The following is a 25,089-nucleotide window of genomic DNA, read 5'->3' on the forward strand; positions in this document are numbered from 1 at the left end:
ATTCACCACGTACTTTGAAAAGAACTTAAATGCTTTGAAGGAAGCAGCCTTATATCATCATCCTCAATGACGGAATTTTACGATATAATAAGACAAAATTGTATGCATGCATAAAAACATATAAAATTTTGTAGAAAAAAATCAAATAACTTTGTAACAGATTGTATTGCATAGGTATAAAAATAAAGAACATTATTTTTAAGTTAATAAAAGCGTAACTCAATCATTCATAGTAATTGTAGGATCATCATGGTAGCACCTCGTATTAGTTTTGTCTCCCTCGGATGCCCAAAAGCACTCGTAGATTCTGAGCGAATTATTACACGCCTTCGCTCTGAAGGATATGATATTTCACGTCAACATCAAGGAGCTGATGTCGTTATTGTGAATACCTGTGGTTTTCTTGATTCAGCAAGGAGAGAATCATTAGCCAATATTGATGAAGCTCTTAAAAAAAATGGAAAAGTTATTGTAACAGGGTGTCTTGGTGCTGATCCTGATGCTATTCGCCAAACATATCCTAATGTATTGGCTATTACAAAACCGCAAGCTTATGAAAGCGTTATAGAAGCTGTTCATACAGCAATTCCTCCTGTTCATGATCCTTTTCTTGATTTAGTTCCTCCCCAAGGTATTCGTTTAACACCTCGCCATTACGCCTACTTAAAGATTTCTGAAGGATGCTCTAATCGGTGTAGTTTTTGTATCATCCCTACTTTACGTGGTGATCTCACTTCACGTCCCATCAGCGATGTTCTTCGTGAAGCTGAAAAACTCGTGCAAGCGGGTGTAAAAGAACTTTTGGTTATTTCACAAGATACGAGTGCTTATGGTGTTGATCTTAAATATCTCGAAAATTCTTGGAAAGATCGTACAATCAAAACGAAATTCTTTGATCTTTGTCGTGAACTAGGCGATATGGGTATTTGGGTACGTATGCATTACGTTTATCCTTATCCCCATGTTGATGAAGTTATCGAACTTATGGCTGCAAAAAAAATTCTTCCTTATCTGGATATACCTTTTCAGCATGCATCACCGACTGTTTTGCATCACATGAAGCGTCCCGCACTTATGGAAAAAACAAATCGTAGAATTGAAAAATGGCGGAAAATATGTCCAGATCTTACTTTGCGATCAACATTTATCGTTGGTTTTCCTGGTGAAACGAATGAAGATTTTAATATACTTCTAGAATGGCTAGAAGAAGCAAAAATTGAACGCGCGGGGTGCTTTAAATATGAAGAAGTAAAAGGAGCTGCCGCAAATGATTTGGGATTAGAAAATATTCCTGAAGAGGTGAAAGAAAACCGCTGGCATCGTTTTATGGCAAGACAACAACAAATTTCTACACATCTTTTAAAGAAAAAAATTGGAAAAAGACTCCGAGTGCTTATCGATGAAAGTCAAGGAAAAATTGCCAAAGGACGTAGTCAGTACGATGCTCCAGAAATAGATGGTGTTGTCCATATATCATCACGACGCCCACTGCGTGTTGGTGAATTTGTCACCGTTAAAATCGAACAATCGGATGCCTATGACCTTTATGGTATAGCAGTTTAAAAATTTAACTCCTTCCCTGTCCTCAATGATGAAGATTTCTATTAGCATCGGTTTATAAAAAAATCAGCTACTCACAATCGAACTTGATCACTTATATAGCTCACTTCATGAGAATTTACGAGCAATCCTTGCTCTGAATGTTTGCTATACACTCCCAAAATACCAAGCAGTTATATATTCTCTTAATTTAATGCCTTAAATGAGCTTTAAATGGCCGTGACGGCGGCGCAAAAGAATAAAATCCACAAGGTTCACCATCTTTAATTAACAAAAGAGCAAATCGACAACCGTACTATTTTCCCATTTTTCATATTACGACAGTCATTGGTTAGTGAAAGGAAACTTTTTTCAAGAGTGTTTTATGCACACAAGAATTTCCTTTGTGATATGCAGGCAGATGTTTTTTATAGATGCAATATAAGAGAATTTGAAACAAAACAATCTGACGGTATTTAAATTAAAAAACAATAAATTATCATTATAAATAAGTATCTTATCGTAAATTCTTTGAACTTATTTTTTTAAATATCTAATTTTTATTAACACGTTTTAAAATCAAAGAATTTCTTATCAAGCAAATGACTTGGGCATACATTTGTTAAAGCGCGAATCATCGTATCTTTACGTCCTGGCATTTGTCTTTCTATATTTTTCAGCATTTCTTTCATTGCATTACGTTGTAATCCATCTTGACTACCGCAAAGATTACAAGGAATAATTGGAAATTGCATTTCTTGAGAAAATTTTTCCATATCTTCCTCAGCAGCATAAACAAGAGGACGTAACACAAAAAGATCTCCTTCATCATTTTTAAGTTTTCCAGGCATGGCAGCTAATCGGCCACCATGAAACAAATTCATAAAAAATGTTTCTAAAACATCATCACGATGATGACCTAAAACTAATGCAGAACATCCCTCTTCACGTGCAATACGATAGAGATTACCACGTCGTAATCGAGAACAAAGTGAACAATATGTCTGCGACTCTGCCAATTTATCTGTAACAATGGAATAAGTATCCTGATATTCAATACGATATGGAATTTTATAAGAACTTAAAAAATCCGGAAGAATATGCTTAGGAAATCCTGGTTGCCCTTGATCAAGATTACAGGCAAGAATTTCAACGGATAAAAGACCTCGCCACTTTAAGTCTAAAAGAAGCGCTAATAAACCATAAGAGTCTTTTCCACCCGATAAAGCAACAAGCCATTTTTTCCCTGTAGAGAGCATAGAAAAATCATCCAAAGCTTGTCGCATATGACGTAAAAGTCGTTTGCGCAATTTATTAAATTCTACGCTTGAAGGAGCAACACGAAACATTGGATGACAATTATCTGCTTCGCTTATTAAAGGATCATCTCTCCCTTTGTTTTCTTCTATTGCCTGATATTCAACTGAAACATCATTCATAATACCATATCCTGCACAATAAACGGCTCGTTTTGCAAAGATAAAAACAAATATTAAAGCAAGCTTACATTTATGTTTTTTGAATTTATAAATTAGATACACAAAAAAGAAATGGAACTATACAAATTTATGACTATAAAAACATAGCAATAAACTTAATATAGAACCATTTACAAAAAGAACTTATTAACTTCAAATATTGTAAGAATAACACAATATTTTGAAGTTATCATAATAGAAGAGAGAAATAATTTCTCTTACAGAAAAATTATCGAGAATAAAATTCAACAACCAAATTAGGTTCCATTTGCACAGCATAAGGAACATCTGCAAAAGCAGGAATACGTGTAAAGGTTGCTTTCATCTGTTTATGATCTGCTTCAATATAATCAGGGACATCACGTTCTGCCAATTGCACTGATTCTAACACTAAAACAAGTTGTTTCGATTTTTCCCGAACCTCAATAACATCACCTGGTTTACAACGATAAGATTGAATGTTTGTGCGCCGCCCATTGACATTAACATGACCGTGATTGATAAATTGGCGAGAAGCAAAAATCGTAGGTACGAATTTTGCACGATAAACAACAGCATCCAAACGTGATTCTAACAGACCGATAAGATTTTCGCCAGTATCGCCCCGTCGACGAGCTGCCTCTTCATAGGTTTTATGAAATTGTTTTTCTGAAATATCTCCATAAAACCCTTTCAATTTCTGTTTAGCGCGCAACTGAACCCCATAGTCAGAAAGTTTTCCTTTACGACGCTGTCCATGCTGACCTGGACCATAATCACGACGATTGACAGGAGATTTTGGACGCCCCCAAATATTTTCTCCCATACGACGGTCAATTTTATACTTTGTTGTTTCGCGTTTACTCATCGCATTTCCTTATAAAATAAAACACGAGATCTTAAGACCCCAAGGAAACGCGCCCTCCTCTGCCTTTAAATACTAAAGACTGACAGAATACCTTAACATATCAATATGCAAAGTTATCCACGGGACACGTCAATTAATGCTATTTTCTTGAAAAAATAGCTAGATCATCATTATTGGTCTCGTAACCCAAAGTCAACTCCTTTCATGAGTTTTAAGCCAAATCCTTTAAACAAATTCTCCGTTAAAGAAGTGATATTTTTCGATGTCAACAACGCAAAATCTTGATATTTCTTTATATATTGATGGTGTATCTTTCCCGACAATGGTAGTAAAGATCTGATATGTTTGGCGATCGCTTTCGCCGGATCAATCCACTCAACGGACCATAAAGCATGTTCACGAAAGAAATTAATCAAAAAAGGATAATGTGTGCAGGCTAAAACAATAACATCCGTATATTGTCCATTTTTTTCCACAAAACATGGCAGGATTTCTTTTCTTAACTCTTCTGGATCGATAGATTTTCCCCGTAAATAATCTTCAGCAAGTCCAGCCAGCTTTTTACTTCCCACAAGCTGAACATGACACTGTCTAGCAAAAGAGTTAATTAATCCATTTGTATAAGCACGTTTAACTGTTCCAGGAGTCGCTAATACGGAAATAAAACCAGATTTTGTTTGTTCAGCAGCTGATTTAATTGCAGGAACCGTTCCTACAAAAGGGACATGAGGAAAATTCTGTCGTAAATCTGCTATCATCAGTGTAGAAACAGTGTTGCAAGCAATCACACATAAAGCTGGATTGTAACGTGTTAAAAGATTTGTAAAAATCTTCAAAATACGCTCTTTCAAAATATTTTCTTTCCAATTTCCATAAGGAAATCCTGCATCATCAGCAACATAGATAAATTGCATGTCAGGGATAAGAACACGCGCTTCCCTGAACACTGTTAAACCACCAATACCGCTATCAAAAAAAAGAACAGGTCGTTCATCCATTAGTTTTCACACTTATTTTTAATTTTTTTACGATCACGCTCTTCCGGTGCTCTACTCCCCCGTGGATATTGTGGCGAAAAATGATCCAAAGAAGATATAATGCCTCGCAATAAACGAACCTCAGGTTCACTAAAGTTAGCGCGCGTAAAAACAGAGCGCAAATTTGCAAGCATTACTTCTTTACGTTCTGGTGGTCTAAAATACCCACGGATATTCAAAGCCTCTTCTAACTGAGATAAAAAACCATGGAATATTGTTTTATTTGCAGGTTCCATCTCTGCTGCACGAAATGCCGTATCGCTGACATTCTCTAAACCAGTTTTCATCCATTCGTAAGACATTAAAAGAACCGCTTGCGCAATATTAAGTGACGCAAAAGCAGGATTAACTGGAAAAGTAATAATTTCATCAACAAGGCTGATTTCATCATTTTCTAGTCCCCATCTCTCTCTTCCAAAGACAATCCCGGTCTTGTGTCCGATACTTTCACGCTGACGTAATACGCTTGCTGCTTCGACAGCACTTTTTACAGTTTTAAATCCACATCTTTCACGTGCTGTTGTGGCAAAAACATAGTGTAAATCTGCAATTGAATCACGCAATGTGTTAAAAATTACAGCATTGTTAATGACATGATCAGCTTTACTTGCAGCAGCTCTAGCTTTTTCATTTGGAAACATTTCTCGAGGTTTGACTAATCGAAGCTTAGAAAGCCCAAAATTTGCCATTGCCCTTGCGACCATACCAATGTTTTCAGGAAGCTGCGGTTCAACTAAAATAATAATGGGACCATTTGTTAAATTTTCACGATTCCTATTCGTTCCTGCCATCAATTTTACCTAGTTTCACTTAAACTATCTCCCTCTCCACTATTTTTACGAAACCTTTTTCACAATACTCTAATGCTGTTTAATAATAAATTATAGATAATCTATCTTTTCATTCAAAGATAATAGTTTCTAAACCTAATAATAAATTTTAAAAGCCATTAAAGTGAACGATGGAATTTATAACAATTTATATAAGATATCGTAGCGTTTTTTACATCAATTTTATCTTTTTTAATAGGGAACAGCCCCTGTAAATCATAATCTCAGTTGAATTATGAAATCATAAATCCTAAAAAAGGGATATGCACTTTATTCCCAAACTTTTTCCTGCAAAGCTTATCCGTCGTTATAAACGTTTTCTTGCGGATGTTCAACAAGATGATCAGCATGTCCTCACCGTGTCTGTACCTAATACAGGATCAATGCTTGGATTAACAGCTTTCAACACCAATATTTGGCTTTCTTATCATAACAACATCAAACGAAAATATGCCTATCAATTAGAAATTATTGAAGCCGATAATACTTTGGTTGGCATTAATACTTCTTTACCCAATAAACTTGCGTTAGAAGCAATTCAAAACGGATTACTACCAGAATTAAGTGGATATAAAACAATTTTAAAAGAACAACGCTATGGGACACAATCACGAATTGACTTTCTTTTACGTGATGACATTCTTCCTGATTGTTACCTAGAAGTCAAAAATGTTCATTTTATTCGTCAGAAAGGATTAGCAGAATTTCCTGATAGCGAAACAAAACGTGGTGCACGTCACCTTGATGAGCTCGTAGGAGTTGTACAACAAGGAAAACGAGCTGCTATGCTTTATATTATTCAACGAGAAGATTGCTCAGCTTTTACAATTTGTCATGATCTTGATCCACTCTATGGACGTAAGTTTGATTTAGCATTAAAATCAGGAGTAGAATGTTATGCTGTAAAGTGTCATGTAAGTGTAGAAGGCATTTTTCCGATTCAGAGAGTAAAAATAGAAAATAGAAGAAACAATGACTGAGTATATCGAATATAATAAAATCCCTTTAAAATTTAATGGAAAAATCCGCATTTTCGATGATTATGCTTTTGCTAAAATGCGTGAAGTTGGTCGTATTGCTGCAGAATGCCTTGATGCGCTTACAGATATTATTAAGCCGGGCGTTACTACGCAAGAAATAGATGATTTTGTATTTATTTTTGGAGCTAAGCGAGGAGCACTTCCTGCTGATCTAAATTATCATGGATACAGCCATTCATGCTGTACATCTATCAATCACGTTGTCTGCCATGGCATTCCCAATAAAAGACCTTTGCAAGAAGGTGATATTGTAAATGTTGATGTAACCTTTATCCTTGATGGTTGGCATGGGGATTCAAGCCGAATGTATCCTGTTGGAAAAATTAGGCGTGCAGCAGAACGCTTGCTAAAAATAACCTATGAAAGTCTTATGCAAGGAATCGCTGTCGTTAAGCCTGGAGTAACGACAGGTGATATTGGGGCAGCCATTCAACAGTATGCTGAATCTGAACGCTGTTCAATTGTGAGAGATTTTTGCGGACATGGTATCGGCCAGCTTTTTCATGATGCTCCCAATATCCTCCATTATGGAAATCCTGGAGAAGGAGTTGAATTAAAACAAGGTATGATGTTTACAATTGAGCCTATGATTAACCTTGGTAAACCACAAGTTAAGATTTTATCTGACGGTTGGACTGCTGTTACCCGTGACCGCTCTCTGACAGCACAATATGAACATACAATTGGTGTTACAAATGAAGGGTATGAAATATTTACACAATCTCCTAAAAATATTTTTTATATTCCAAATTCGCATACCTAACGCAATGTAGAGATGTTATGGCTAAAAAATTAAATCAAAAGGAAGATACTCAAAGTAATCACTTTGCATTAACATCGAGTTCTCCACTCACCCCAGTATCAGAAAGAAAAAGTGAAGAGCCTCAGAAAAACGCACAGCTTCATAAACATTATCAAGGCCATCGTGAACGTCTTCGGAAGCGCTATTTAAAGTCAAAAGGAAATGCAATTGAAGATTATGAATATCTTGAATTATTGCTTTTTCGCACAATACCCCGTGCAAACACAAAACCCATAGCTAAAAATTTGATAGCACGTTTTGGTTCATTAGCTGATGTGTTGGGAGCGGATATTCACCGACTTCAAGAAATTCCAGGATGTGGTCCCGCCACTGCAGTTGATTTAAAAATTATTTCAGATGTTGCTGGACGTCTTGCTCGTGCGCAATTGTTTAAGCGCGATATTTTTTCATCATGGGATAAAGTGTTAGCGTATTGTAAGGCTGTTATGGCTCACGAAACACGTGAACAATTTCGTATTTTGTTTCTTGATAAGAAAAACGGCTTACTTGCTGATGAGGTACAACAAACTGGAACCATTGATCATACCCCTGTTTATCCTCGTGAAGTTATTTCTCGAGCTTTAGAGTTATCCGCATCAGGACTTATCTTAGTCCACAATCACCCTTCTGGCGATTCCACCCCCTCTAATGCAGATATAACAATGACATATAGATTAAAAGATGCAGCAAATGCATTAGGAATTATTATCCATGACCATCTTATTATTGCACGAAATAACCATACGAGTTTTAAAGCGTTAAAACTTATATAAATCTTATGGGATAAAAAAGACTTCATTCAACTATGAATAACGAATCAATTTTCTAAATCAATATCTAATATAGCCATTGAGAAATTATAGGAGAGCTCATCTTCATCTTCATCTCGATAGATAATGCCTAAAAACTCATCTCCCATATAAACCTCACAAGAATCACTCTTTTTAGGCCGTGCTCTGACTTGCAATGCTGAGTTTTGGAATATATTTTTAAAATAATTATCAAGTTTTTTTATTTCATCAGCATTCACTATGCTCTCCTGTTTTTTTGAAACGATTAAAATAATTGCGTGTCGTGCAAATAAGACACTCTTATGATTCTGTAAAGTCAGTAAAAAAGCATAATCTGAATATTTACTTAATATTACATATATTCACAACGTTCTTTATACATTCATAAAGAACGTTTACAAAAGGAGTCTATCATTATTAAATATACCCGTATAGATTAAAAAATGGCAAAAAAAACTGTATATTTTTAATAATTTTACTTTATCTCCAATTTTAGCATCTGTATTTAAAACGCATATTCGTAAAAATAAATTGATCAATAATTTATAATTTTGTTTATTTTATAAAAAATACAAATAAAAATATTTTTTTATTTAAAACTACATTTTTTAGCAAAAAATATTTATTACATCATTCGAAAATAATTCTTTTTAATAACCTTTAAATTATAATTATCTAATCTTAGAAGAAATACGTCTCTGGAAAATATGCAAAATAAGCTAATAAGAGTTTATTTTTCTTTTCATTTTTTATAAAAACTTATGTCACAACAGAAAGATTTTTTAATAAGCTTTTTTCAATTTATACGAAATAAAAATATTGGGTATTTCTGTAAATTCTAAAAGCTATGAAGAGTTCTTATTTTATAGGATAACGAGAAAGAAAATCGATAACGCCTTTTTTATAAACTTTATCGCCTACAGCAAACATATGATCTCGATCAGGAATTGATAAAGCTTCACCACAAGGCAACAAGGCTGCCAATGGCTCTGCATCACCTCCAATTTCATCTAATGAACCAACGGCAACAAGTGCTGGTTGTTTGATTTTGTAAACTTCAGACACCGTTAACTCCTGTTTTGATGTAATGATACAAGCAGCAAGAGCACGCCTATCGCTTTTCGTTTGATCTGCAAATTTACGGAACATTAAACCGCGCGTATTGGTAATAGTGGAAATATCTTCTGCTAAAAGGGCCTCAGCAACAGGCTCCCAATTTCCTGCTCCCGTCACCATACCAATACCTAAACCACCAAAAATAACACTGTGTACATATGTTGGATGCAAAAGAGCCATGAAAGCACTAATACGAGCCCCCATAGAATATCCCATAACATGGGCTTTAGATAACTCTAAATGCTGCAGTAACTTTACTGCGTCGCCAGCCATAGCTTGAGGTGTATAAAAGACAGGATCATAACTTTTAACTGAATCTCCGTGACCGCGATTATCAAGAGCAATAACACGATATCCTGCTTCAGTGAGAATACGAAACCAACCCGTTGCATACCAATTCACCCGTGCAGAAGATCCAAAACCATGGATCAACAAAATAGGCGCGCCCTGCCCTTCTTCTCGATAAGCAAATCGCAAACCATTATATTCAAAAAAACGAATATCTTCAGCGGTCATTTTTTATTGCACTTTCCACAAAGTACAGGATGAATAACACGTTGTCCTTTTTGTATCTTTTTTTTAGAAACTTCACCAGCGTTAATTTCAAGTGCAAAAGCTGCAGGAACTTCTGATGAAATGGTATTTGTTGAAAGTGGAGAAGTATTTTCAATAATCGATACAATAATTCCCTCAGAGTTTAAGAAAATCATATCTAAAGGTAAAGGCGTATTTGCCATCCACATAAAAATTTTCTGCTCATCTCCCGATCGAGAACTTTTTAGCTGCTTAAAGAGCATTGCACGATCGCGTGGAAAATCAGTTCGATACATTAAACCAGCTGCTGCTTGAGATGGCGTAAAAGCAATCTCTACCTTATAAAAAACCGAACCTTGCTTTGTATGTATTTCTAAAGGAATTGGATGCACAGGAATCTCTATGGGCTCCTTTGCTACAACAACACGCATATCTAACATAAAAAGCATCACCAATAAAACAATATGCCCCTTTTTAAAAGGCTTTAACATTCTTGTCTCCACCACAGAAAAATTTTAAATTTTGTTTCTAAAATAAAAGGTACCAGAGTTTAAAAGTCAAAAAAAAAGAGGATTGCTTCCTTGTTGTTTTCTAGTTTCTTTCAACGTAATATGCGAAATTTTCTTCATTTGGTTTATGGATTCACGAGAGCCATATTTTCTTTAAAAATCTACCTCTATAGCAATTTACGGAATAACCATCTTTAAAAATATAGAAAACATACTGATTTCACTCGTGAAATTCAATGCGTAGCTAAAGGAATGCCTATGTCCGGATAAATCTCTGCTGTCATTAAACCTTTTTCTCCTTTACCAAAACGTACAAGAACAACTTGGCCAGAACGAAGCTCTGCTAAACCAAAACGGCGCAATGTTTCCATATGAATAAAAATATCTTCTGTTCCTTGCCCACGGCTAAGAAAACCGTATCCTTTGTCACGATTAAACCATTTAACAATTGCTCGTTCTAGTCCACTTTCTGGAGTAACAACAACATGGGTACGGGCAGGAACTTCTGATGGATGAATTGCTGAAGAACAATCTATGGATTTCACCTGAACGCACTTTAACCCTCGTTCAGTTTTTTCCACAGCACAAATGACTTTAGCTCCCTCTAAAGCTGTTTGAAAACCATCCCTTCGCATTACCGTAACATGCAATAATATATCGGGAAAATGAGGTAAATCAGGTACAATAAATCCATACCCCTTACTACCATCAAACCACTTAATGACACCACTGATTTCGATAATCTCCCCACAAGCACCTATACTATCCTCAGATGGGGAACAATCCTTTAATGCATCCTTACTCGTCATAATAACGTGATCCTGTAGCTTATAAATTGTACGATATTGATTCTCTAAGTTTAAGTAAACATTGCTCTTGTATCAACACGCAAGCCCCAAGATAAGATTTCCCCACATTGTCGTATCTTCTATGTTAATGTCAGAGAATATCAACATGAATATTTATAAAACTATTTGATTGTACACTTTACATACCTTACAAGGGGTGCCCTACAAAAGAGGTCATATAAAAGTTTTTTTACATAATGATATTTTGATTAATGTGTAACTTGCATGATGAAGAAGTTCAATATAAGGTGAAAAAACGACAATTCAATTAAGGAAAATGCGCAATGCAATTGAAGAAAATCCTTACGATAATCGCAGCATTTATGGCATTTACAGCAAATGTTTATGCGAATGAACCTATTAAGATTGGTGTTTATCTTCCATTAAGTGGTCAAAATGCATTTGGAGGTCAGCTTGAAATTAGAGGTATAGAATTAGCCCATAAAAAAGTTCCAGAAATTTTAGGACGTAAAGTGGAACTTGTTATTATTGATAACAAATCTGATAAAGTAGAAGCGGCTAATGCTGTTATGCGTTTAACAGCAAGTGAAAAAGTGAGTGGAATCATTGGTAGCTATGGTTCTTCACTCTCGTTAGCAGGTGGTGAAATATCTGAAAAGGCAAAGACTCCAACCATTACAACGTCCTCAACAAGTCCCCTTGTTACACAGGGTAAAAAATATTACTTTCGTGCTTGCTTTATTGATTCCTATCAAGGAGTAGGAATCGCAACTTATGTAAGCCAAACTTTACACGCAAAAAAGGCTGCTATCCTTAAAGATATTTCAAGCGATTATGCTATTGGTCTTGCAAGTTATTTTACGCGTGCTTTCAAAAAATTAGGTGGTGAAGTTATCTCAAATTTAAATTATAATTCTGGAGATCAGGACTTTTCAGCTGTTCTCACGCAAATTATCGCCCAGAAACCTGATATCTTATTCATTCCATCTTACTTTTCTGAAGGTGCTATCATCATGAAACAAGCACGAGAATTAGGAGCGAAGTTTCAAATTATGGGTGGAGATGCTATGGATAATCCAGAAACCATTACGATTGCAGGAAAAGCTGCAGAAGGTTTCTTACATACGACACTTCCCTATAGTGAGTATATGCCAAATATGTCAGTAGCTGCGCAAGAATTCACAAAAGAATGGAAAAAAGCTTACCCTGACAAAGAACCAAATATCAATTCTGTTTTGGGATACACGAGTTATATGATGTTCATGAAGGCTATTGAAAATGCTGGTAGCACTGATCGTGAAAAAATTACTATCGCACTTAGCAAATTAAAAGATTTTCCTACCCCCTTTGGGGATATGTCAATGGATGAAAATCATAACCCTAAAATTCCTATTGGTATCATTAAAATACAGGATGGAAAACGTGTTTATTTAGAAGAAGTTAAACCTGCTTTTTAATTAAAAAGTTTTATTTACTAAAATGCAAGAATTGGTTGAGGATTTTTTTCTCAACCAAAAACTTAGAAATTTCTTATTATCCTATGTAAATTAACAAATGTGGAAGGATGAGAGATGAGCACTGAAATGTTCATCCAGTACTTTTTTAATGCACTGGCATTGGGATCTCTTTATGGGCTTATTGCTATTGGCTACACCATGGTCTACGGTATACTGAGACTCATTAATTTTGCTCACGGTGATATCTTTATGCTGGGAGCATATTTTGTTTTCTTTTCCACAATTGGCTTTATGCCTGCTTGGGTAGCTTTTCTTCTTTTGTTTTTTGCTGCTCTTGTTTATTATTCGGTCTTTATAGGCTTTAAAAGGCGTCCTCCAATTTATTGGATTGCTGCTTTTTTAATTCTTGCGCTAGGATTTGTTTATTATTTTAAAATTTCCCCGCAAGATTTTACACCGATTTGGGTTTTAGCTCTTTGTTTTTCCATTTTTATTACAAGTGCTGTGGGTGTTGCTGTTGATCAATTTGCTTATAAACCTCTACGCCATGCTCCGCGTATTTCGGCACTTATCGGTGCAATTGGTGTTTCTTTTTTTATTGAAAATCTTGCTACTGTACTCTTTAGTGGTGTTCCGAAAGGTGTACAACAGCCAGATTTTCTTGTAACACCATTTTTATGGCATCTAGGATCAGGAGCAGATGGTATCATCAGAATTGCTCCCATGTCTCTGATCGTTCCCTTTGTGTCATTAATTCTTATTTTATTACTATTATGGATTATCCATAAAACAAAACCGGGTCTTGCTATGCGCGCAATCTCCCATGATATTGAAACAACACGTTTGATGGGTGTGTCTGTCAATAAAGTTATTGCGTTTACATTTGGAATAGGCTCAGCTCTTGCCGCCATAGCTGGCATTATGTGGTCTTTACGTTATCCTCAAATTCAGCCTTATATGGGTGTTCTTCCTGGTCTCAAAGCATTTATCGCTGCTGTTATCGGAGGTATTGGTTCGATACCAGGTGCAATGTTGGGAGGATTATTATTAGGGTTTATTGAAATTATGATTATCGCATTTTTCCCCGCGCTATCTGGATATCGAGATGCCTTCGCTTTCATTTTATTGATTCTGATTCTATTGATATTGCCCACAGGATTAATGGGTAAAAGAAATCAGGAGAAAATCTAATGGCAAAGTCAGCGACAACTGTTTTATCGTGTATAAGTGTTTTAGTTCTCATAGGTTTTTTATTTTATGCTGATAGCCATTTTAATGACTATACGCTTCGTATCATCAATCTGATTGCTATTAATGCGATATTGGCAATTTCGCTTAATTTGATTTACGGTTTCACAGGTATGTTTTCTCTTGGACATGCTGGATTTATGGCTATTGGTGCTTATGTTTGCGCAATTTTACTTCTTTCCCCTGAACAAAAAGAAATGATGTGGATTCTTGAGCCTATTGCTGAACCATTATATCATTTGCAGTTACCTTTTTTTATCGCTGTTGTTGTAAGTGGTTTGTGTGCTGCTGTTGTAGGTTTATTAATTGCTTTACCAATATTGCGTCTTGGTGGCGATTATCTTGGAATTGCAACATTAGGTTTTGCGGAAATTATTCGCATTGTCATTACGAACGCAACATCGCTCACAAATGGCTCTTTGGGAATCAAAGGAATACCTCAAAATGCAACATTATGGTGGAACTATGGTTGGCTAGCATTTACAGTTCTCTTTATTGTCCTCTTACTGCAAAGTAATACTGGTAACGTATTACGTGCTATTCGTGATGATGAAATAGCTGCGAAAACTATGGGAATTAATGCTTTTTTCTACCGTAGTTTTTCCTTTACTGTTGGAGCGTTTTTTGCAGGTATAGGTGGCGCATTAATGGCGGCTCTTATTTCAACCATTGATCCAAAAATGTTTAATTTTCTTCTGACTTTTAATATTTTAATGATTGTTGTTGCTGGTGGTCTCGGTTCAATTACAGGGAGCATTATTGGCAGCATTATTATTACAGTCATGCTTGAATGGCTTCGTATTATTGAAAGTCCATTTGACTTAGGTTTTATACATATTCCAGAAACCCCAGGGCTTCGTATGGTTGTTTTTTCCCTTTTATTGCTGGTAATTATCTTGTTTTGGAGAAAAGGGTTAATGGGACAACGAGAATTTTCATGGAATGGAATTTATAGCTTTTTGACACGCAAAAAGCTTTCTAATACTGAGGGAAAGCTATGAACGACAATATCCTTTCACTCAATAATATTGTAATGCGTTTTGGCGGATTAGTTGCTGTAAATAATGTTAATATGGCAATTAAACGAGGAAGTATTACTGGATTAATTGGTCCCAATGGTGCTGGAAAAACAACAGTTTTCAATATGATTTCTGGATTTTATGCTCCTACAAGCGGCATCATTCTTTTTGATGAGAAAAAAATTTCTCGAGCGTCTCCTTATATTATCTGTAGAAGCCATATTGCCAGAACATTTCAAAATATTCGTCTTTTCTCAGGGTTAACGGTTTTGCAGAATGTTATGGTAGGAGCGCATGTTCGACAAAAATATCCTTGGTTTTCTTCAGCTCTCTTTTTTTCAAAAGCAATAAAAGAAAAGAAGGAAGTTTATAAAAATTCCTTGGAGCTCCTTGAACAGCTACAACTTGATCACCTTGCCAATCAATCGGCAACAGCTTTACCTTATGGTGTGCAACGACGTCTAGAAATTGCACGTGCGTTAGCCACAAAGCCCAAATTGCTTCTTCTTGATGAACCTGTTGCTGGCATGAATCCACAAGAAAGTGAAGATCTTAGAAAATTCATAGCAAAAGTGCAAAAAGACTTTGATCTTACAATTCTTCTTATTGAGCACGATATGAAAGTGGTTATGGGGCTTTGCCAACATATTTTGGTTATGGAATATGGCTGTTGCATTGCCAGTGGTACACCAGATGAAATTCGTAATAACCCTAAAGTTATTGAAGCTTATCTTGGCGGAGATGTTTATGGATATTCTTAAAATAAAAAATCTTTACGTTCATTATGGCGCCATTAAAGCTGTCCAAAATCTTTCTATGTCCATAAAGCGGGGCAGTATTGTCACTTTAATTGGAGCCAATGGTGCAGGAAAAAGCAGTATTGTACGTTCTATTACAGGGCTTAATCGCTCTGTTTATGGAGAAATTACCTATAACGGCAAATCTATTATTAAAAAATCACCAGAAGAGATTTTGCGATTAGGGATTGCTCTAAGCCCTGAAGGACGACGTATCATGCCCCATCTCACTGTTTTAGAGAATCTTCATCTAGGCGCTTATATTCGTCACGATAAGCAGGGAGTTTCCCGTGATATTGAATGGATATTTGACCTTTTTCCGCGCCTACGTGAAAGAGCAAAACAGTTGGGAGGAACAATGTCAGGTGGTGAACAACAGATGGTTGCTGTGGGCCGTGCACTTATGAGCAATCCTGATATGGTCATATTAGATGAACCCTCGTTGGGGTTAGCACCACTTCTCGTTCGAGAAATTTTTTCGATTATTCGAAAAATTAATGATATGGGAAAAACTGTTCTTCTTATTGAACAAAATGCATTTGCTGCACTTTCCATAGCTGACTATGCTTATATTTTAGAGGTAGGACATATTTTATTTCACGGTGAAGGAAAAACTATGCTCTCTGATTCGCGTGTTAAAGAAGCCTATCTTGGTGGGTAAGACTACGAATTAAGGAAATAGAGCTCATCCCTCCACCTTTTAAAAAAGCATTTCTCATTAAGGATGAGAAATGCTCCTTTGTGGATTTTGACTATTACATCCACCATTTTTCTGCACTGAATATTCCTGCTTCTTGTTCAATAATGTGCGCTATCTGAAAAATGACTTCTTCAGAAAAAGGTTTACCAATCAATTGCAATCCTAGAGGTAAACCATTTGATGACAGACCAGCAGGAACAGAAATTCCTGGTAAACCAGCCATATTAACTGGTACCGTAAAAATATCATTAAGATACATTGCTACAGCATCATTTTTTATTTTTTCATCAGCAATACCAAAAGCAGGTGTTGGTGTTGCTGGTGTCAAAATAGCATCAATGCCTGAAGCAAAACATTGATCAAAATCACGTTTTACGAGTGTTCTTACTTTTTGAGCTCTTAAATAACAGGCATCATAATAACCTGATGAAAGAACATAAGTCCCAACCAGAATGCGCCGTTTGACTTCATCACCAAAACCAACAGAACGCGTATTTTCATACATCTCAATGATGTCTTTTCCAGGCATGCGCAAACCAAAACGCACACCATCATAACGCGCTAAATTAGAAGAGGCTTCTGCAGGAGCTATAATGTAATAAGAAGGTAGAGCATATTTTGTATGGGGCAAAGAAATATCTTTAATCTCAGCACCTGCTTCTTTTAACCAATTTATTCCTTTTTGCCAAAGCTCAATAATTTCTGGAGACATTCCATCCACATGATATTCTTTTGGAATACCGATTTTCATTCCTTTGATTGATTGACCAAGATAACTTTCATAATCAGGAACTGGTAAATTGACGGAAGTAGAATCTTTTTCATCAAAAGAGGCCATTGATCTGAGTAAGATAGCACAATCACGAACATCTCTAGCAACAGGTCCAGCTTGATCAAGAGATGAAGCAAACGCGACAACGCCCCATCGCGAACAACGTCCATAAGTTGGCTTTATTCCTACAGTTCCAGTAAAAGCTGCTGGTTGACGTATTGAGCCACCTGTATCGGTTGCAGTTGCACCAGCACAAATTTGTGCAGCAACAGCGGCTGCGGATCCCCCCGAAGAACCACCGGGTACGAGTTTTTCATTTGAGCCTTTTTTTCTCCATGGACTAATAACGGGACCATAATATGATGTTTCGTTGGATGAGCCCATAGCAAACTCATCCATATTAAGTTTTCCTAACATCACAGCACCATCTTGCCATAAATTAGCCGTGACAGTTGATTCATAGTGCGGTTTAAAACCATCAAGGATATTTGAACAGGCTTGAGTATGAACACCATAGGTTGCAAAAAGATCTTTAATCCCCAAGGGAATTCCTTCCAAAAGCCCTCCCTGTCCTTTCGCTAAGCGACTGTCTGATTCAGCAGCCATTTTCATTGCCTGTTCTGCTGTTATTGTTACATAAGCATTCAAAGTTGGATTTGCCAACTCTATTGCTTGTAAATAAGCTTCCGTTAATTCTGTTGCTTTGAGATTTTTCTTTGTTAGAGCATCACGAGCTTGCGCAATTGTGAGAGTTGTTAAATCAGTCATATTGGTTCTCAAATTTCAAAAATATAAAAAGTTACTCAACAATTTTTGAGACAAGAAAAAAATTTTCTTCTGTAACAGGGGCATTGGCTACAATATCTGCTGCTTTATCGCCATCTGTAACACTATCTTCACGCATTCGTAGTGTCATCGGCATCACAGATGTTAATGGCTCAACTCCACTGACATCAACTTCATTCAATTGCTCTACAAAACCTAAAATAGCATTGATTTTTTTTGTCACAGGTTCTATCTCATCATCGTGGAGGGCAATCCTTGCTAAATGTGCTATCCGCTTGACTGTCTCTTGATCAACAGACATACTCTTTACGCCTTTCTGCTTTTTTGTTTATTTATTGATCTTTATTCTGGCTATACAAGGCTGCACTTGTAAGTGCAAGAATATTAGATAACATGAATAAAGAATATAACTATAGATCTGAAACATTAAAAAACGTATTATACCTTTATGACTGTTATTAATATAGATGAAGTTATAACACATCTTTTGCCTAGACAAACAATAGCAGGCTTAGATTTAGGGACAAAAACTATCGGAATTGCGATTTCTGATAGGGGGCTGATTGTCTCAAATCCGCGTCCTGTACTACAGCGAAAAAAATTTACAGAAGATGCTTACACACTTATTAAAATTTTTGACCGTGAAAATGTAGGCGTTATTATCATTGGCTTACCTCTTAACATGAATGGAAGCAGTGGCTCTCGTGTTCAAGCAACCAGAGCTTTTGTGAGCAATATGAAAGCTTATACAAAAATTCCATTTGTTTTTTGGGACGAACGTTTATCAACAATTGCTGCGGAACGGTCTCTTTTAGAAATGAATGTATCGCGCGCTAAACGAGCAAGCCGTATTGATTCGGCAGCCGCCGCTTTTATATTGCAAGGTGCTCTTAATAGAATTCAAAACTTTCATCATATGGAAGGATAGAGGACATTGAGCAAATGCCCTGCATTATATCGTGCAATGAGCATCCCGTAAGAAGATCTCCATTGTCCCCCAAGGCGGCTTTCCATATAGGCATTCGCAACATGTTCTATGTCTGTAGAACGTAATGCTGCTGCTGCTGCTGCATAAGCTACTTGTTCAACAAAAAATCTTCCTGCACCTTCATTTGCTGATGCCATATCACCTGCTGACTTAATAATTTCAATTGCTCGTGGTCCCGCTGGTCCAATATCAAGAGCAATTTTTTCCAACAATTTCTGAAACAATCCCGGTGCTTTTTCAGCAATAAGAATGGCATCCTTTACCAATTGATTAGCAGAACTATTTCTCACAATTCGCGCAGGCCCATTATGCAACATTTGTGATAATGGATTATTCTCTATAAAACTTTCAATACCAAGTTGTGCAATAATTTCACCAATAATAGGCACAACCAATTGACTTACATGATAAGCAATAATAGGTGTCATAATGCGGGCAAAAGCTGCTTCAGAACGGTCATTTGCTGCATTGTCAAATGCTCTCGCTAAACGCAAAACCAATGCTTGTGAGGCAGCTATATCTAATGCAATATCTGCAAAAATACGTTCTGTCAGTGGAGGTAAAGGCTGATTGGGCATTTTTTTCCGGAAAAAATCCATACCAAATTGAAGAGCCGCTCGTAAAACACCTGCCGATATGACAGATTGATCGAAACGCATCATCGTCTCGATATCTTTAATAACTTTAAGCCCTTCTCCAGCATTTCCCAAAAGCCAGCCATAACTGCCTTGGAAGTCGACAACCCCCTCTGGTGTTAAAAGTTCTCCAGAACGCTGAATTAAATGACGAATCGATATAGATCCATTTAATGCGCCATTTTCTTGTATGCGTGGAATAAAAAAACAACTTAAATGACCATCTAAATCTGCACTAACAAGATATCCGTCAGCGGTAGGATTAATAACGTTGGTTTTTACAACATTTAAACGATATAGATCACGTTCCATACTTTCATCGAAAGAAATTTTCTTAACACTTGGAAAATTGAAAGCGTATTTTTCAATATCGTCAAATGCACAAGTTAGAGAAGCAGCCTTTTTATGATGAATAGGCTTTGATGAGGAATCATATTGGCGTGATAAAAGTACATTTTGCCATTTTTTGAAGAGCTCAATATCACTAATTAAAACAGCAATAGCTGCACTCGTTATGATAACTTCATTCAAATGTCCTGTTTCTAAACCAGCAGATAAAGCTAAACGAATCGCACGCGCTTGATAGCGTACTCCATTTTCTGAGCTCGTATTTTCCCAAAGCGAGGTAACCAAACCTGCTTGTCTAGAATATTGTTGAAGAGCTTGATAGGAAGAATGGATCTCTAATCTTTCTGTTGGTTGCCCCCATTCATCATTATAGCATAGTAAAGGCTTATAATGATTCGCTAAGTAAGAAAGTTTCCATGCTTCTCGACTCGCGGCAAAATCCCCTATTTCTTCAAAACTTGCTAACAAAAACTTAGGCAAAGTAGAAGCAATACGAAACATAAGCGTATCGCTAAGAAATGTATTTTTTCGACGAGTATTTTGCGCAGATACAGCACTCATAGGTATATTCCTACATTCAAATCATTCATATCATAGACTATTTGTCTTTTTAGAGTTAAGAAACATTTATCATATTCAAACAAATGCTTGTTTAACCTGTTTAGAGAGAGATAAAGAAGAATGCTATGATGCAAAATAATTTTTTTCCACTTTTCCCTCATCAACATCTTTTAGCTATTAAAGATCTGAGTGTACAAGATCTTAATACATTGCTTGATCGTGCAGAAGCAAATGTTATCCTTTCTAACAAAATTGATAAAATAAAATCTACTTTGCATGGACGGACTCAAATTAATCTCTTTTTTGAAGCCTCTACGCGAACACAATCTTCTTTTGAATTAGCGGGTAAAAGGCTAGGTGCACACGTGATGAGTCTTGCGATCGGCAACTCATCTGTAAAAAAGGGAGAAACATTACTTGATACTGCTACAACTCTCAATGCGATGAAGCCAGATATACTGGTTTTTCGCCATAACAGTGCAGGAGCGGCAGCTTTATTAGCGCAAAAAGTTGATTGTTGTGTTATTAATGCAGGTGATGGTGCCCACGAACATCCAACCCAAGCTTTATTAGATGCTCTAACCATTAAAAGGGCAAAAGGTCGTATTGAAGGATTAACTGTTGCGATTTGCGGAGATATCTTACACTCACGTGTTGCCCGTTCCAATATCCTGTGTCTCAATGCTTTGGGTGCTCGTGTTCGTGCTGTTGCTCCCTCAACACTCTTACCCGCAGAAATTGCTCATATGAGTGTTGAGGTTTTTAACACGATGAAAGAAGGTCTTAAAAATGCTGACGTTATCATGATGTTGCGCTTACAGCATGAACGGATGACAGGCTCTTTTATTCCTTCTACGCGTGAATATTTCCATTATTTTGGCTTACATAAAGAAAATTTAGCCTATGCCAAAAATGATTCTATTATTCTGCACCCTGGACCAATAAACCGTGGTGTAGAGATTGCATCCGATATAGCAGATGGACCACAAAGTATGATTCAGACACAAGTAGAAATGGGAATTGCAGTGCGTATGGCTGTCATGGAGGCTTTATTAGATTCACGCGCAAAGATCAGTGGAGAAAAAAAATGATAAAACCAATTGTTTTTCAGAATGCTCGTATTATTGATCCTTCGCGCGCAATCGATGAAATTGGTACAGTTATTGTTAAAAATGGACGAATTATAGCCGCTGGAAAAGAAGCTCTGAATCAGGGATTCCCTGAAGAAGCAGAAGTTATTAACGCACAAAACAAAGCAATTCTCCCTGGACTTGTTGATGCGCGCGTTTTTGTTGAAGAATTAGGGAATGAACATTGTGAAACAATTACATCAGCAAGTTACGCGGCCGCAGCAGGTGGTATTACTTCCTTTCTTATGATGCCAAACACGCATCCAGTTATTGATAATGTAGCACTCGTTAAATTTATTACGCATACAGCACAGGAAATGTCATTGGTCAATATTTATCCCGTTGCTTCAATCACACAAGGTTTCAACGGACAAGAAATAACCGAATTTGGTTTGCTCAAAGATGCAGGAGCCGTTGCTTTTAGTGAGGGAAAAAAAACACTTCAAAATTCATCTGTTATGCGGCGTGCAATGACTTATGCACGTGATTTTGATGTTCCATTGATACATGAAACGCAAGATAAAGATCTTACAGGGCAAGGTGTGATGAATGAAGGACTGCTTGCCAGTTGGCTTGGTCTTTCTGGCATCCCTCGCGAAGCAGAAGTTATCCCTCTTGAAAGAGATCTGCGATTAGCAGTATTAACGCAAACACGCTATCATGCTGCTCAAATATCGACAGCACTCTCTGCTGATGCACTTCGTTTAGGTAAAAAACGCAGTGAGAAAATTTCAGCGGGTGTATCTATTAATCATTTATCTTTCAATGAAAATGACATTGGTGAATATCGCACCTCTTTTCGCTTAATGCCCCCATTGCGTACAGAAGAAGACCGTATAGCAATGATTGAAGCAATAAAGGATGGGATTATAGATGTTATTGTCTCTTCTCATGATCCTCAGAGTATCGACACAAAACATTTACCATTTAATGACGCGGCAGTTGGCGCTATTGGTATGGAGACCTTATTGAGCGCAGCCTTACGCCTTTATCATAATGAGAGCCTATCTCTTCTACGGATAACGGAACTTTTGTCAACGGCGCCTGCAAAGCTCTTTGGACTCAATGCAGGAACACTCAAAAAAGGGGCTCATGCAAACCTTATTGTGGTTGATCTTGAAGAACCATGGGTTGTTTCGAAAGAGAAGCTCTATTCACGTTCAAAAAATACCCCTTTTGAGAATGCACGTTTTCAAGGACGCGTGCTCCAGACCTTTGTGAAAGGGAAAAACGTTTTTAAACTTGATCAACAAATTTAATGAGATTCTTAATGAATGAAGCAGAAATATTTTTTCAATCCACTCCATGGTTTATTTTCCTCATATCTTATCTCATTGGCTCGATTCCATTTGGTCTTCTTTTAACGAAATTGTTCAAAATTGGTGATATAAGAACAATCGGTTCCGGCAATATTGGAGCAACAAATGTTTTACGAACAGGAAATAAAAAGCTTGCTGCTCTAACACTTCTTTGTGATATGTTGAAAGGAACTATCGTTGTTTTCGTTATAAAGTTTTTTAGTGATCCGCTAGACAATAGTATCCTTGTTTCTCTAGCAGGCTTTTTTGTTTTCTTAGGACATCTTTTCCCCGTATGGCTTAAATTTAAAGGTGGCAAAGGTGTTGCTACCTATCTAGGAGTCTGCTTAGGAATCTATTGGCCTGCAGCAATTATTTTTATTATTGTATGGATAACGATTTTTCTCCTCATGCGTTATTCTTCATTATCTGCGCTTATTGCTGTTACGATCACACCGATATTTGTTTTTTATTTTTCCGCTTCTTATTTCTATTGTATGCTGATTGTGATGAGCGTATTTGTGTTTATAAAACATTCTGCAAATATCGGTAGATTATTAATTGGGGAAGAAAGTAAGATTGGTACGCAACACGGAGATAAATAAAGGAATCCTGCTTACTGATCGTCAACGTCTAAGCTGGTTACGGTTATTGCGCAGTGAAAATATTGGAGCTGTTAGTTTTCGCAATCTCATTGATCATTATAAAACAGCAGAAAATGCTCTGGCAGCACTGCCAGAGCTTAGTAGAAAAGGTGGTGGTTCTGCATCTATTAAAATAGCAAGCTTAGAAGATGCAGAAAAAGAAATACAAAAAGCTAAAAAATTAGGTGTCCGGTTTATCGGTATGGGAGAACCAGATTATCCAGCTTTTCTTAAGGTTACAGAAGCCCCTCCGCCGCTTATTGCTATCAAAGGTAATGTTTCAATTTTTCAAAAAACTTCTATTGGAATTATAGGTTCTCGAAATGCTTCAGCTGCTGGAAAAAAGCTTACGGCTCAATTTGCACGTTTTCTCGGAGAAGCAGACTTTGTAACAATTTCTGGGCTCGCTCGTGGAATTGATAGCGTTGCGCATCAAGCAAGTTTAAAAACAGGAACTGTTGCAGTCATGGCTGGAGGAATTGATCATATCTATCCTCCTGAAAATAAAAAGTTGCATGAAGATATTATTGCCAACGGTGGAGCCATCATCAGCGAAATGCCCATTTCTTGGAAGCCGCGTGCTATCGATTTTCCAAGAAGAAACCGTATTATTGCAGCTCTATCACTTGGTCTCTTGGTTGTAGAGGCAGCCCTGCGCTCAGGGTCCTTAATTACCGCACGTCAAGCAGCTGAAATGGGACGGTTAATTTTTGCCATTCCCGGTTCTCCACTTGATCCAAGATCTGTTGGTACAAACAATCTTATCAAAGACGGTGCTCTACTCACCACACATCCTTCTGACATTATAGAAACACTTACGCCATTAATTTTACCGCTTCCAAATTCGCAACTCAATTTTTTTGAGGAACCATCCTCTTTACAACTTGAAAAGGAGAATTTTAATTTAGCAGATGAAAAAAACAGCAGCCTCTCTTTAGCAGATGATGATGATGCAGCACGTGCAGCAGTTTTCTCCGCTCTTTCAACAACGCCAATCGACTTAGACACACTCAGTATCCACTCAGGTGTTTCACTCCCAACTCTCTACCTCTTGTTGGTAGAACTCGAGCTTGCTGGAAAGCTTATTCGACACTCTGGTGGTTGTGTGTCATTGTCGAATCTTGATCTTCCCCAAGAGCCTCAGCACTATTAATAATGCTTTGCCCTTCTTTGGCAACCATATCCAAAAGCAATGCTAAAAGCGGACTGTGCGCCTGACGCGCCATCTGATTCATTTGCTTTGACATGTCTGTAATATATTGGATAACTTTTAAATGATTTATAAACATAATCCTCTATCCTTGAGCATTTCCCCTCCTACCTCTCAATAGACGTTATCTTAGTATTTCGCCGTATGTTTTTGTAATAACAGTG

Annotated in this window: 25 protein-coding genes and 1 pseudogene; 14 read left to right on the plus strand and 12 right to left on the minus strand. The window is 36.9% G+C overall.

Annotation, left to right across the window (positions count from 1 at the left end; translation table 11 throughout):
* Positions 1 to 249 precede the first annotated feature (249 nt).
* Positions 250 to 1,563 carry a 30S ribosomal protein S12 methylthiotransferase RimO gene (rimO, locus tag ACFIME_RS09595; RefSeq protein ID WP_375662540.1) on the plus strand — a complete coding sequence of 438 codons (1,314 nt, stop codon included), beginning with the start codon at positions 250 to 252 and terminating at the stop codon, positions 1,561 to 1,563.
* A gap of 539 nt (positions 1,564 to 2,102) precedes the next feature.
* Here rimO and ttcA read toward each other — a convergent pair.
* From ttcA to ACFIME_RS09615, 4 genes and pseudogenes are all read right to left on the minus strand, one after another.
* Complete coding sequence (gene ttcA / locus ACFIME_RS09600; protein WP_375684861.1) at positions 2,103 to 2,978, minus strand: tRNA 2-thiocytidine(32) synthetase TtcA; 876 nt, start codon at positions 2,976 to 2,978, stop codon at positions 2,103 to 2,105.
* A gap of 268 nt (positions 2,979 to 3,246) precedes the next feature.
* Positions 3,247 to 3,864, minus strand: a complete 618-nt coding sequence (gene rpsD / locus ACFIME_RS09605) for a 30S ribosomal protein S4 (RefSeq protein ID WP_273722651.1) — start codon at positions 3,862 to 3,864, stop codon at positions 3,247 to 3,249.
* A 170-nt stretch (positions 3,865 to 4,034) separates the two neighbouring features.
* A complete protein-coding gene (murI, locus tag ACFIME_RS09610; RefSeq protein WP_375662541.1) occupies positions 4,035 to 4,862 on the minus strand; it encodes a glutamate racemase in 828 nt (275 codons plus the stop codon).
* Positions 4,855 to 5,692 (minus strand): annotated as a pseudogene (locus tag ACFIME_RS09615) (RNA methyltransferase). The gene murI and the pseudogene ACFIME_RS09615 overlap by 8 nt, the downstream one beginning before the upstream one ends.
* A 302-nt stretch (positions 5,693 to 5,994) precedes the next feature.
* Here ACFIME_RS09615 and sfsA point away from each other — a divergent pair.
* From sfsA to radC, 3 genes are read left to right on the plus strand one after another with little or no spacing between them, the layout of a single operon-like run.
* Positions 5,995 to 6,711: a DNA/RNA nuclease SfsA gene (sfsA, locus tag ACFIME_RS09620; RefSeq protein ID WP_375655177.1), complete on the plus strand. Its 717-nt coding sequence runs from the start codon at positions 5,995 to 5,997 to the stop codon at positions 6,709 to 6,711.
* Complete coding sequence (map, locus tag ACFIME_RS09625) at positions 6,704 to 7,534, plus strand: type I methionyl aminopeptidase (protein ID WP_375655178.1); 831 nt, start codon at positions 6,704 to 6,706, stop codon at positions 7,532 to 7,534. The genes sfsA and map overlap by 8 nt, the downstream gene beginning before the upstream one ends.
* Positions 7,535 to 7,551: 17 nt before the next feature.
* Positions 7,552 to 8,346, plus strand: coding sequence for a DNA repair protein RadC (gene radC, locus ACFIME_RS09630; protein ID WP_375613419.1), 795 nt, complete (start codon positions 7,552 to 7,554; stop codon positions 8,344 to 8,346).
* A 44-nt stretch (positions 8,347 to 8,390) separates the two neighbouring features.
* On the opposite strand, the gene ACFIME_RS09635 is transcribed toward radC, so the two are convergent.
* From ACFIME_RS09635 to ACFIME_RS09650, 4 genes are all read right to left on the minus strand, one after another.
* Entirely contained in the window at positions 8,391 to 8,603 is a 213-nt protein-coding gene (locus tag ACFIME_RS09635) for a DUF3126 family protein (protein WP_375621268.1), read from the minus strand.
* A 619-nt stretch (positions 8,604 to 9,222) separates the two neighbouring features.
* Positions 9,223 to 9,996, minus strand: coding sequence for an alpha/beta fold hydrolase (locus ACFIME_RS09640; RefSeq protein WP_375662543.1), 774 nt, complete (start codon positions 9,994 to 9,996; stop codon positions 9,223 to 9,225).
* Positions 9,993 to 10,505, minus strand: coding sequence for a DUF192 domain-containing protein (locus ACFIME_RS09645; protein ID WP_375634116.1), 513 nt, complete (start codon positions 10,503 to 10,505; stop codon positions 9,993 to 9,995). Before ACFIME_RS09645 ends, ACFIME_RS09640 begins: the two co-directional genes overlap by 4 nt.
* A gap of 251 nt (positions 10,506 to 10,756) precedes the next feature.
* The gene (locus ACFIME_RS09650) at positions 10,757 to 11,332 is read right to left on the minus strand and encodes a cold-shock protein (RefSeq protein WP_273791031.1); all 576 of its coding nucleotides are present in this window, start codon (positions 11,330 to 11,332) and stop codon (positions 10,757 to 10,759) included.
* 323 nt (positions 11,333 to 11,655) lie between these two features.
* Between ACFIME_RS09650 and ACFIME_RS09655 the strand changes: the two genes are divergently transcribed.
* From ACFIME_RS09655 to ACFIME_RS09675, 5 genes are all read left to right on the plus strand, one after another.
* Complete coding sequence (locus ACFIME_RS09655; RefSeq protein WP_375662544.1) at positions 11,656 to 12,789, plus strand: ABC transporter substrate-binding protein; 1,134 nt, start codon at positions 11,656 to 11,658, stop codon at positions 12,787 to 12,789.
* Between the two features lie 114 nt (positions 12,790 to 12,903).
* A complete protein-coding gene (locus ACFIME_RS09660) occupies positions 12,904 to 13,980 on the plus strand; it encodes a branched-chain amino acid ABC transporter permease (protein ID WP_375634122.1) in 1,077 nt (358 codons plus the stop codon).
* On the plus strand, positions 13,980 to 15,038 hold the full coding sequence (locus ACFIME_RS09665; protein WP_375613416.1) for a branched-chain amino acid ABC transporter permease: 1,059 nt from the start codon (positions 13,980 to 13,982) through the stop codon (positions 15,036 to 15,038). The genes ACFIME_RS09660 and ACFIME_RS09665 overlap by 1 nt, the downstream gene beginning before the upstream one ends.
* Positions 15,035 to 15,817 (plus strand): ABC transporter ATP-binding protein, encoded by a 783-nt coding sequence (locus ACFIME_RS09670; RefSeq protein WP_375684862.1) that lies wholly within the window; start codon positions 15,035 to 15,037, stop codon positions 15,815 to 15,817. Before ACFIME_RS09665 ends, ACFIME_RS09670 begins: the two co-directional genes overlap by 4 nt.
* The gene (locus tag ACFIME_RS09675) at positions 15,804 to 16,514 is read left to right on the plus strand and encodes an ABC transporter ATP-binding protein (RefSeq protein WP_375662545.1); all 711 of its coding nucleotides are present in this window, start codon (positions 15,804 to 15,806) and stop codon (positions 16,512 to 16,514) included. Before ACFIME_RS09670 ends, ACFIME_RS09675 begins: the two co-directional genes overlap by 14 nt.
* Positions 16,515 to 16,608: 94 nt before the next feature.
* Here ACFIME_RS09675 and gatA read toward each other — a convergent pair whose 3' ends face one another.
* Entirely contained in the window at positions 16,609 to 18,093 is a 1,485-nt protein-coding gene (gene gatA, locus ACFIME_RS09680; protein WP_375662546.1) for an Asp-tRNA(Asn)/Glu-tRNA(Gln) amidotransferase subunit GatA, read from the minus strand.
* 31 nt (positions 18,094 to 18,124) lie between these two features.
* On the minus strand, positions 18,125 to 18,412 hold the full coding sequence (gene gatC, locus ACFIME_RS09685) for an Asp-tRNA(Asn)/Glu-tRNA(Gln) amidotransferase subunit GatC (protein WP_375634126.1): 288 nt from the start codon (positions 18,410 to 18,412) through the stop codon (positions 18,125 to 18,127).
* A gap of 147 nt (positions 18,413 to 18,559) precedes the next feature.
* Here gatC and ruvX point away from each other — a divergent pair, with 147 nt between their 5' ends.
* Positions 18,560 to 19,039, plus strand: coding sequence for a Holliday junction resolvase RuvX (gene ruvX, locus ACFIME_RS09690; protein ID WP_375618120.1), 480 nt, complete (start codon positions 18,560 to 18,562; stop codon positions 19,037 to 19,039).
* Here the strand turns inward: ruvX and ACFIME_RS09695 are convergent.
* Entirely contained in the window at positions 19,024 to 20,643 is a 1,620-nt protein-coding gene (locus ACFIME_RS09695) for an acyl-CoA dehydrogenase family protein (protein WP_375655186.1), read from the minus strand. The two genes, ruvX and ACFIME_RS09695, sit on opposite strands and share 16 nt — an antisense overlap.
* Before the next feature lie 125 nt (positions 20,644 to 20,768).
* Between ACFIME_RS09695 and ACFIME_RS09700 the strand changes: the two genes are divergently transcribed.
* The 4 genes from ACFIME_RS09700 to dprA are packed head-to-tail and all read left to right on the plus strand — an operon-like array spanning position 20,769 to position 24,868.
* Entirely contained in the window at positions 20,769 to 21,734 is a 966-nt protein-coding gene (locus tag ACFIME_RS09700) for an aspartate carbamoyltransferase catalytic subunit (protein WP_375684863.1), read from the plus strand.
* The gene (locus ACFIME_RS09705) at positions 21,731 to 23,032 is read left to right on the plus strand and encodes a dihydroorotase (RefSeq protein ID WP_375634132.1); all 1,302 of its coding nucleotides are present in this window, start codon (positions 21,731 to 21,733) and stop codon (positions 23,030 to 23,032) included. Before ACFIME_RS09700 ends, ACFIME_RS09705 begins: the two co-directional genes overlap by 4 nt.
* Before the next feature lie 11 nt (positions 23,033 to 23,043).
* On the plus strand, positions 23,044 to 23,676 hold the full coding sequence (gene plsY / locus ACFIME_RS09710; RefSeq protein WP_375634134.1) for a glycerol-3-phosphate 1-O-acyltransferase PlsY: 633 nt from the start codon (positions 23,044 to 23,046) through the stop codon (positions 23,674 to 23,676).
* Positions 23,633 to 24,868 (plus strand): DNA-processing protein DprA, encoded by a 1,236-nt coding sequence (gene dprA, locus ACFIME_RS09715; RefSeq protein WP_375684864.1) that lies wholly within the window; start codon positions 23,633 to 23,635, stop codon positions 24,866 to 24,868. The genes plsY and dprA overlap by 44 nt, the downstream gene beginning before the upstream one ends.
* Here the strand turns inward: dprA and ACFIME_RS09720 are convergent.
* A complete protein-coding gene (locus ACFIME_RS09720; RefSeq protein WP_005773510.1) occupies positions 24,798 to 25,004 on the minus strand; it encodes a hypothetical protein in 207 nt (68 codons plus the stop codon). The genes dprA and ACFIME_RS09720 overlap by 71 nt on opposite strands.
* Positions 25,005 to 25,089: the final 85 nt, after the last annotated feature.

Origin of the sequence: Bartonella sp. AP1QHHD (assembly GCF_042196265.1) — a bacterium.
Taxonomy (GTDB): Bacteria; Pseudomonadota; Alphaproteobacteria; order Rhizobiales; family Rhizobiaceae; genus Bartonella.